The 9,358-nt window shown below is 69.0% G+C and carries 10 protein-coding genes and 1 pseudogene; 5 read left to right on the top strand and 6 right to left on the bottom strand.

Annotation, left to right across the window (positions count from 1 at the left end; translation table 11 throughout):
- The first annotated feature begins 229 nt into the window (after window positions 1-229).
- Together L995_RS06890 and L995_RS06885 are read left to right on the top strand one after the other, a co-directional pair.
- A complete protein-coding gene (locus L995_RS06890; protein ID WP_016450581.1) occupies window positions 230-1,132 on the top strand; it encodes a LysR family transcriptional regulator in 903 nt (300 codons plus the stop codon).
- 2 nt (window positions 1,133-1,134) lie between these two features.
- Window positions 1,135-1,638 (top strand): annotated as a pseudogene (locus L995_RS06885) (hypothetical protein).
- 1 nt (window position 1,639) lies between these two features.
- Here L995_RS06885 and L995_RS06880 read toward each other — a convergent pair.
- Entirely contained in the window at window positions 1,640-2,179 is a 540-nt protein-coding gene (locus tag L995_RS06880; RefSeq protein ID WP_046241376.1) for a pyridoxamine 5'-phosphate oxidase family protein, read from the bottom strand.
- Between the two features lie 249 nt (window positions 2,180-2,428).
- Here L995_RS06880 and L995_RS06875 point away from each other — a divergent pair, with 249 nt between their 5' ends.
- From L995_RS06875 to L995_RS06865, 3 genes are all read left to right on the top strand, one after another.
- Window positions 2,429-4,120, top strand: a complete 1,692-nt coding sequence (locus L995_RS06875; RefSeq protein WP_047470485.1) for a long-chain fatty acid--CoA ligase — start codon at window positions 2,429-2,431, stop codon at window positions 4,118-4,120.
- Between the two features lie 143 nt (window positions 4,121-4,263).
- Window positions 4,264-5,076 carry a class D beta-lactamase gene (blaOXA, locus tag L995_RS06870; protein ID WP_047470483.1) on the top strand — a complete coding sequence of 271 codons (813 nt, stop codon included), beginning with the start codon at window positions 4,264-4,266 and terminating at the stop codon, window positions 5,074-5,076.
- A gap of 61 nt (window positions 5,077-5,137) precedes the next feature.
- Entirely contained in the window at window positions 5,138-5,356 is a 219-nt protein-coding gene (locus L995_RS06865; protein WP_016450576.1) for a hypothetical protein, read from the top strand.
- A gap of 87 nt (window positions 5,357-5,443) precedes the next feature.
- On the opposite strand, the gene L995_RS06860 is transcribed toward L995_RS06865, so the two are convergent.
- From L995_RS06860 to L995_RS34870, 5 genes are all read right to left on the bottom strand, one after another.
- Window positions 5,444-6,343 carry an NAD(P)/FAD-dependent oxidoreductase gene (locus L995_RS06860; protein ID WP_016453248.1) on the bottom strand — a complete coding sequence of 300 codons (900 nt, stop codon included), beginning with the start codon at window positions 6,341-6,343 and terminating at the stop codon, window positions 5,444-5,446.
- Window positions 6,330-6,815, bottom strand: coding sequence for an Rrf2 family transcriptional regulator (locus L995_RS06855; RefSeq protein WP_016453247.1), 486 nt, complete (start codon window positions 6,813-6,815; stop codon window positions 6,330-6,332). Before L995_RS06855 ends, L995_RS06860 begins: the two co-directional genes overlap by 14 nt.
- A gap of 71 nt (window positions 6,816-6,886) precedes the next feature.
- Window positions 6,887-7,879 (bottom strand): tripartite tricarboxylate transporter substrate-binding protein, encoded by a 993-nt coding sequence (locus tag L995_RS06850; protein WP_016450573.1) that lies wholly within the window; start codon window positions 7,877-7,879, stop codon window positions 6,887-6,889.
- A 47-nt stretch (window positions 7,880-7,926) separates the two neighbouring features.
- A complete protein-coding gene (locus L995_RS06845) occupies window positions 7,927-9,075 on the bottom strand; it encodes a porin (RefSeq protein ID WP_047470479.1) in 1,149 nt (382 codons plus the stop codon).
- A gap of 194 nt (window positions 9,076-9,269) precedes the next feature.
- A partial coding sequence (locus L995_RS34870; RefSeq protein ID WP_156136004.1) for a tannase/feruloyl esterase family alpha/beta hydrolase occupies window positions 9,270-9,358 on the bottom strand: 89 nt, incomplete at its 5' end.

Raw genomic sequence — 9,358 nt, 5'->3', positions numbered from 1 at the left:
ATCTCGGGCAGGAGGCGGCCATGCGTCTGGCGGGGAGCTGGTGGAGGCAAGCCTGTGTCCGGGTTGCCGGTCAATCTAGGCAGCTGCGGCGTGCTTGTCTCTAGGAATAGTCTGTTTCTGCGGCCCAAGAGGAGGAATGGGGCGGAAATGGGGCTGGCGTGGGGCTGTGGCGCAACGGAATGCGGCCGCCCGCATGCCCCACAATCCCCGCCAAAGGAGTGCACGGGCAATGGACAGATGGCAGGCCATGCGGGTGTTTTGCGGCGTAGTGGATGCGCAGGGCTTCACGGCGGCGCAGGACAGGCTGGGCATGACGCATTCGACCGCCTCGCGCCATGTCAAATGGCTGGAGTCGGAACTGGGCACGCAGCTGCTGCAGCGCAATTCGCGCGGGCTGAGCCTGACCGAGGCGGGGCGCAGCTACTACCTCAGCTGCGTGCAGTTGCTGGAGCAGCTCGATGCGGCCGAGGCCGCGCTGGCCGTGCGCCGCGCACGCGTGGCGGGCGTGCTGCGCATCACGCTGCCGCTGGCCGTGGGCGCCATCGAGCTGGGCGACTGGCTGCCCGAGTTCGAGCAGCAATTCCCGGATCTGGAGCTGCAACTGCTGTGCACCGACCGGCTGGTGGACCTGGTGGCCGAGGGCGTGGATGCAGCCGTGCGCATCAGCCGGCAATTGCCGGACAGTGGACTGCAGGCGCGGCTGCTCACGCATTCGCCTCTGGTGCTGGTGGCTTCGCCCGCCTATCTGATGCGCCACGGGGTGGTGCAGGTGCCAGAGCAACTGGCCGCGCACCGCGCCCTGGCCTTTGCTGCGGGTCCGGCCCAGCTGCGCTGGAGCGTGGTGTCCGGGCAGGGCGCTGTCACTGAGGTCCAGCCGCTAGCGGCATTGCGCACCGATTCGGTGGCCACCATCTTCGAGGCCGCACGCGCGGGGCGGGGCATTGCGGCGCTGACCTGGCATACCGTGCGCTCGGCCATCGAGCGCGGCCAGCTGGTGCGGGTGCTGCCCTGTTTTCATCTGGGGCAGTACAGCTACCACGCGCTGTATCCGCGCACGCGGCATCTGCGCCCGGCCGTGCGTGCCTTCGTGGATTTCATGGCACGGCGCTATCGGCAGGGGCCGGGGGACTGAGCATGGTGTTCTGGAGCCGGCCGCTCGATGCGCAGGAACAGGCCTTTGTGCGCACGCACTTCGGCGCCTCGCTGGATGCGCTGCTGCCGCGCATGCGCCTTTATCTGCGCCGCCTGGGCGACACGCGCAGGGCGCTGTCCATGAATGGCGGGCGCATCTTCATGCCGCGTGCCTTTTTCATGCAGTCCGATCCGCGCCAGCCGCTGCGCCTGTCGCATCCGCAGATCGCAGGCATCTTTGCCCATGAGCTGCTGCACCAGTGGCAGCGCCTGCAGGGCATGCCCGTCACGCGGCAGGCCGCCTAGCTGCAGTTCAAGGCGCTGTGCACGCGCGGCGATCCGTATGCCTATGAGCGCTGCGATGATCCCCGGCGCATGCTGCAGCGCTTTGTCCATGCCCAGGTGGAGCAGCAGGGCCAGATGTGGGAGGACCATGTGCGTGCCTGCGTGGCGGGGCAGGGCGATGCGGCGGGCGCCCTGATCGCGGCCCACGTGCGGGGCACGTGAGTCAGCTGGGCTGGATGCTCAGTGCTTCGATCAGGTCATGGGCCGACACATCGCGCGCCGCGCCAAAGCCCGCCACGTGCCGGGCGATGGATGGCGTGATGCAGACAAAGCGGAAGTCGCCCAGATCGGTCATGAACGCGGCTTCGGGGAAGCGCAGCACATAGCTGTCGCGCGCGCCATCGGCCAGCACGCTGCCGGGCGGAGGTGTGCTGGCCACGCCTTCAATGGCCACGCGCTCCAGTGCATGCACGCCCTCGCCGTCCACTTCGGCCGCGCACACCAGCAGGCTGACGGCCGGGTGCAGCTCCATGGCCCGCGTGTGCGCTGCCAGCGCGCTGACGTGCAGCACAAAGCAGCCAAACTGCGCATTCCAGGCCCAGGGCACCATGGACAGACGGGGAGCGGGCAGTGCATCGCCAGCCCCGGGGGCAGGGGAGTCGGCGGGCTGGGTGGCCAGGGCCGCGCTGCGGCGGCGGGCCAGCAGATCGCGCAGCGACAGCTGCAGGCGGGACAGGTGGGGCATGTCGGGCGTGGAGGGCATGGCGCCATCGTACCCGTGGCGTACTTGTGGCGTGTCCGTGGCGTGTCCGTGGCGTGCCCGTGGCCGGCTTGCGAAAGCACAAGGCGAGTTGCGGTGGCATCGGTATGCCATGGGCGCTCAAGCGTCACTTTGGCGACGATTCCCTGGGGCCTTCCCCAATGCCGGGAACCGGGTGTGCGCCTAGCCTCGCTGGCAAGGCGGATTGCCGCCGTCCGATCCACTCACCGACCATTCAACGCCCATCCGTCCATGTCGACCCTGCCCGCGCACCACGCCTTCTGGCCCAGCCGTCTGCCCCATTCCATCACCGTGCCCGCCACCAGCGTATGGGAGAACCTGGCCGTCAACGCGCGCCGCTATCCCGACAAGCCAGCCATCCGCTACTTCGGCAGCTCCATCAGCTACCGCGAGCTGTGCGAGGGCACGGAGCGCATGGCGGCCTACCTGCACAGCCTGGGCGTGCAGCGCGGCGACCGCGTGATCCTGCTGATGCAGAACACGCCTCAGCTCATCCTGGCGCACTACGCCATCTTCCGCGCCAATGCCGTGGTGGTGCCGGTCAATCCCATGAACATGGCCGAGGAGCTCAAGCACTACATCACCGACGCCGACGCCAAGGTCGCCATCACCACGGCCGACCTGGCCCCCGAACTGGCCAAGGCCAGCAATGCGCTGGCGCCCGGCCAGCGGCTGGAGCACCTGGTCGTCACCCAGTTCACGGACGCCTTCGATGCCGGGGTGCAGGGCGACGATGCGCCGCCTGCGCAGTGGCACGACTGGCTGCTCACCCGGCGCGAGCCGGCTGTGCTGGAGGGCGGCGGCGTCCACACCTGGCAGCAGGCCCTGGCCTGTACCGACGCCGCGCCGCCCCATGTGGTGGGCCGCGACGACATGGCCGTGCTGCCCTACACCAGCGGCACCACGGGCCATCCCAAGGGCTGCATGCACCCGCACCGCTCCATCAACCACAACGCCGTGGCGGGCAGCTACTGGGGCAGCGGCACCAGCGAGGCGGTCGTGCTGGCGGTGGTGCCCATGTTCCACATCACGGGCATGGTGTCGGTGCTGCACACGGCCATCTTCATGGGTGCCACCGTGGTGGTCATGCCGCGCTGGGACCGCGAGCTGGCCGGGCGGCTGATCTCGCGCTACCAGGTCACCAGCTGGACCAACATCCCCACCATGGTCATCGACCTGCTGGGCAGCCCCAACTTCGCGCAGTTCGACCTCACCAGCCTCAAGTACATCGGCGGCGGCGGCGCGGCCATGCCCCAGGCCGTGGCCCAGCGCCTGCTGGAGCAATACGGCCTGCGCTTTTGCGAGGGCTACGGCCTGACCGAGACCGCTGCGCCCACGCACAGCAACCCGTCCGAGCACCCCAAGCAGCAGTGCCTGGGCATTCCCTTCATGAGCACGGAGGCGCGCGTCATCGATCCTGACACCGGTGCCGAAGTGCCCCAGGGCGAGCAGGGCGAGATCGTGGTCCACGGGCCCGAGGTCTTCGACGGCTACTGGAAGCGCCCCGACGCCACGGCCCAGGTCTTCATGGAGGTCGACGGCAAGCGGTTCTTTCGCACCGGCGACCTGGGCCACGTGGATGAGGACGGCTACTACTTCATCACCGACCGCCTCAAGCGCATGATCAACGCCAGCGGCTTCAAGGTCTGGCCGGCCGAGGTCGAGTCGCTGATGTTCCGCCACCCCGCCATCCAGGAAGCCTGCGTGATCTCCACGCGCGACGCCTACCGGGGCGAGTCGGTCAAGGCCGTCGTCGTGCTGCGTGCCGGCAAGGAAGACACCACGGCCGAGGACATCATCCAGTGGTGCCGCGAGAACATGGCCGTCTACAAGGCGCCCAAGGTGGTGGAGTTCGTCAAGGCCCTGCCCAAGAGCGGCAGCGGCAAGGTGATGTGGCGGCAGTTGCAGGAGGCGCAGGCGTAGCCCCGCGGGCAGTTCCCATCCATGGGCAAGTCCCACACGCGCTTGCCCAGGGCGCCGTGGGGCTGTTTGCTGCAGGGGCTCTGCAAAGGCTGCGCGCGCATCTATGATCGCGCGCCAGATACGAACACCGCAGCGCACAGCACATGCATAGATTTCCTGGAACCGCTGCCACGGCCGTGGCAGCTTTTTTTTGGGTTTCCGTTCCCGTCCCCGTTGTCGCGCACGAACTGTGCACCATCGTCGCCGACGCCGACACGGGCCAGTCCCTGGTGCACAGCGGCCCGGCCTGCGCCGAGCGGGTCACGCCGGCGTCCACCTTCAAGATCGCCATCAGCCTGATGGGCTATGACGCCGGCATCCTGCAGGACGAATCCCGGCCCGCGTGGCCGTACCAGCCGGAATATCCGGACTGGGGCGGCGATGCCTGGCGGCGCGATATCACGCCCCAGGCGTGGATGAAGGACTCGGTGTTCTGGTACTCGCAGCAGGTGGTGATGCGTCTGGGCCAGCAGCGCTTTGACGCCTACGTGAAGGCCTTCCGCTATGGCAACGAGGATGTCTCTGCCGTGCCAGTGGCCGACCCGGGCCACAACGGCGTGTGGGTGGTGTCTTCGCTGCGCATCTCGGCGGTCGAGCAGGTGGCCTTCATGCGCAGGATCGTGCGCCGGGAACTGCCCGTGAACAGTCAGGCCATCGACATGACCGCGCGCATCACCCGGCATCCCGTGCCTGTGGACGGCTGGACCGTGCATGGCAAGACGGGCACGGGCTCGCCGGGCAGCGACAACCGCTACGACGCCAGCCGGGCCTATGGCTGGTACGTGGGCTGGGCCACCAAGGACCATCGCAGGCTGGTGTTCGCCACGCTGATCCAGGACGAGCAGGCGCAAAAGCCCAATGCCGGCCTGCGCGCCCGCGATGCCCTGCTGCAGCGACTGCCTGCCGTGGACCGCTGACAATGCACGGGCCGTTCCTTTTCCGTACACCTTCCGCACACGAGCGACAGACCGACACCCGATGAAGACCATTGACGAAATGCTGAACCTGGACCTGCTCACCCCCGAGCAGCACGTTGAGATCAGCGACTGGATCGCCCGCGCGAACTCCCCCGAGGAAATACTGCAGATGCCGGCCCCCCTGTGGCAGGCCGTGGAGCGGGCCAGCGAGGCCATGGGCGTCAATGCCGATCTTCTGCGGCCGCCCGCGCTGGATGCGGGCGGCGCGGTCTTCGGATAAAGCGTGCTACGCCTCGTTCCGGACCCCTTTCCCGGCTTTCGCGGGCACATCAAAGTGCATAGCACGCTCTAGGGCGGGCGCCGCAGTTCACCATCCCATCATCGACCGGTGCGCGCCAATGCCGGCCATGGCGCCATCGCTCACCGCCATGGCCACGTTGCCGGCCGCGCGGGCCGCGTCGCCACAGGCGAACACGTTGGGGACGCTGGTGGCCTGGCCTTCCGCGACCTTGATGAAGGGACCCATGGGGCCTTCTTCCAGGGCGCAGCCCAGCTGTTCGGCCACGGGGCTGGCGATGCGGGTGCGCGGCTGGGTGAACAGGCCATCCATGACCAGGCGGCGGCCGTCCTGCAGCAGCACGTCGGCCCGGCCTTCCAGGCGGGCGATGGGGGTGGCCTCCACCTGCGTGCCGCGGCGTGCGAAGGCGGCCAGCTCATCGGCACTTGGCGCGTAGGCGCCGTTGAGCAGCAGGGTGGTCTGGCCCCAGTCGGGCAGCATGACGGCGTGGTGGTGGGCCAGTGCCGAGCTGGCGATGATGCCGATGCGGCCCGCATTCATCTCGTAGCCGTGGCAGTACGGGCAATGGAAGACGCTGCGGCCCCAGCGCTCGGCCAGTCCCGGCACGGGCGGCAGGCTGTCATGCACGCCCAGCGCCAGGACGAGGCGGGCAGCGCTGATGGCGGTGCCCGCTGCATGGAACTCCAGCCGGCCATCAGGCGCCACGCGGGCGTCCTCGGCCGTGCCGTCCAGCCACTGCACGGTGGGGTAGGCCATCAGCTGCTGCCGGGCCTGGGCGGCGATCTGGGCGGGGGCGACGCCATCCTGGGTGAGAAAGCCGTGCGATGTTTCGCCGGCCTGGTCCACGAAGCGGTTGCGCCGCAGCCCGGCATCGACCACCAGCACCTGGCGGCGCGCACGCGCCAGTTGCAGGGCGGCGGACAGGCCGGCATAGCTGCCGCCGATGACGGCGAAATCAATGTGTTTCATGCTGGTGCTCCTGCAGTTGGTACCAGCCCTGGCCGCCCGCTGCGCGGTGGCGCGCCAGGCGGGCATGGAAGTCCTGGGACAGGGCAGCCAGCGTCACCGAGCCCAGGCGCGCGAGCAGGGCGGCCTCGGCCTGCTGCACCGCGTTGCTCAGCGCTTCGTTCACGGCCTGGGCGACCAGGCATTCGGGCCGGTCTTCCCTGAAGCCCAGCGACACCAGATCAGGGGCGCCCAAGGCTTCATGCACGTCGCGCAGCGTGGTGCGGTCCAGCTCGCAAGACAGCACCCAGCCCCCGCCATGGCCTTTGGCGGAGGTGACAAGGCCTGCATCGCGCAGGCCCGACATCAGCCGGCGCAGCACGACCGGGTTGGTCTGCAGCGCGGCGGCGAGCATGTCGGAGGTGGCAGGTCCATCGCCCTCGGCCATGTGCAGCAGCACATGCAGGACGTCCGAGAATTGGCTGTTCTGTTTCATGCAACATTATTTGTTGCATGAATGTGGCCTTGTTTCGCGAAGGGATATGGACCTGCCGTCCGGGTGCGCCATCAGGACTCGCCCGTGAACCCGATCTGCTTGACCAGCGAACTCCAGCGCTCGAACTCGGCCTGCTGGTCGGCGGCCATCTCCTGCTGCGTGCTGCCGCGCGCCAGCAGGCCCAGGGCCGCCAGCCCGTCGATCACGGCCTTGTCCTTGAGCGCGGCGGTGATGGCCGCGTTGGCGTTGGCAATGGTGGCGGCCGGGGTCTTGGCGGGCGCGTAGAACCCGAACCATTCCTCCACCGTGACATCGGGAAAGCCCAGCTCGGTGAAGGTGGGCACCTCGGGCAGGAAGGGCGAGCGCTGCCTGCCCGAGGTGGCCAGCACGCGCAGGCGGCCAGCCTTCAGGTACTGCAGGTAGTCGCCGCTGGGGTTCATGGTGGCCGCGATCTGGCCGCCCACCAGGTCGGTGATGCTCGGCACGGTGCCGCGATAGGGCGCGTGCTTGAGCTCCACGCCCGAGCGCAGGCCCAGCAGCGCGCCCAGCAGGTGCGGCATGGAGCCCGCGCCCGGCGAGCCGAAGCTGGCGCGGTCGGGGTTGGCCTTGGCCCAGGCCAGGAAGTCCTTGAGCGTCTTGACCTCGGCCGGCACGGCGGGGCCCACGGCCAGGCCGTGGTAGATCACGGCGCCAATCGATACGGGCGTTGCGTCTTCGGGCCTGTAGGTCAGCTTGGGGTAGATGTGGGGATAGACCGAGAAGGCCGATACGGGGGCCAGTGCCAGCACGGAACCGTTGGGCGGGGAGTTCTTCAAGGCCTCCACCGCGATGCGGCCTCCGGCGCCGGGCTTGTTCTCCACAAAGCCCGGGCCCTTGCTGTAGGGCGTGCCGCCCAGCCGCTCGGCCACGCGGCGGGCCACGCTGTCGCCCGAGCTGCCGGCCGGAAAGCCGTACATGATCTTGACCTGGTCCAGTGCCTGGGCCAGGGCTTGCAGCGGTGACAGCGAGCCCAGGGCGGCGGCGCTGCCCAGGGCCTGGACGAAATGACGGCGATGCATCTGCATGGGATGTCTCCTGGTGAATATGGGAAAGGCAGGCGGATGGAAGCGGCTCAGAACATGTGGCGGATGCCCACGTTGATGCCGGTCTGCGAGCGTCCCGGCGCGGTGTTGCTGCCCGGCGCGCCGCCGCTGACCGAGACGGTCGCCAGGCGGTCGTTGCGGATGTGGCCGAGCTGCGTGTAGACGGCCGTGCGCTTGGACAGGTTGTAGATGGCGCGTGCCACCAGCAGGTCGGAGTCGTAGCCCGAGACGCCGCGGTAGCGCAGCGTGAGCCACTGGGTTTCGAGCACCAGGGCCTCGGTGACCGGGTAGGAGGCGCCCACGTACCACAGGTTGCTGCGTGGCTTGACGGCGTCGCCGTCGTTGTCGCGGCGCAGCAGGCCGCCCCCGATCTTCACGCCGGCCAGCTTGAAGTAGCCGCCCAGGTGCAGGCGCTCGTCATGCTTGGCGCTGGAGTTCATGCCGCCGAACACCGGGTCGGTGGACGAGGCCGGCGTGCGGCCGTTTTGCTGCTCGTAGCCCAGCGCCACGCCCCAGGCCGGTGTGTCGTACTTGGCGTACAGCGACCATTGGCGGCAGGCCTGCGTGTCCGATCCGCTCTCGCCCGGGCAGTTGGTGCCTGCCGGGCTGGGGCCGGCATTGACGGTGTCACGCCCGAAGCTGTAGCCCGCGCCCAGTGCCAGCCCGCCGAAGTTGCCGCGCCAGGTCAGCATGTTGTCGGCGCGCGAGTTGGGAATGTAGGCGTCCAGCGAGCCCATGGCGAAGACGGCCGGGCCGATGATGTCCGAGTCCAGCAGCGACCAGAACAGCATGGAGTTCTGGCGGCCCATGGTCAGGCTGCCCCAGTTGCCGCCCAGGCCCACCCAGCTTTGGCGGCCAAAGCCGCGCCCGCCCTGGTTGAAGGTGCCCTGGTCGGGCGCAAAGCCCGACTCCAGCGTGTAGATGGCCTTGAGGCCGCCGCCCAGGTCCTCGCTGCCGCGCAGGCCCCAGCGCGAGGGCACCATGCTGGTGGTCGATGGCATGCGGCTGAGACCGCCGCCCGCCGCCACATTGTTCAGGTGCTCCACGCCCACATCGACGATGCCGTAGAGCGTGACGCTGGAGGTGCCTTGCGCGAAGGCGCCGAAGCTGGCGCCGGAGCCGGCCAGGGCCAGCACGGCGGTGGCCGCCAGGGTCCGCGGGGATGGGGTGGTTTTCATGGTGATGTCTCCTCTGGTTTGAAAAATCGTTGCCGTCTTGGCGTGGGTGTCCGCGCGCCTTTTCTCAGGCGCAGCGGGGCCCGGCCCCGCCGGGGGCGGGACTGCGGACAAGGGGTGGATGGGGGCGGAGGGGGCGTGCCGTTCAGGTGACCTTTCAGGTGACCGTTCAGGCGCCGCCCGCCTTCAGTGCATGGTCAGCGGCAACTGAAGCTGGCAGCGCTTTCCATGTCGCCGCTGCCGTTGTAGCGGGCGGCCAGCGGATGGGGGCACAGCGGCCGGGTGC

The sequence above is a fragment of the Delftia sp. ZNC0008 genome, from assembly GCF_000799035.1.
In the GTDB taxonomy this organism is placed as follows: domain Bacteria; phylum Pseudomonadota; class Gammaproteobacteria; order Burkholderiales; family Burkholderiaceae_C; genus Comamonas; species Comamonas tsuruhatensis.
This window is presented reverse-complemented; position numbering and strand designations above follow the sequence as displayed.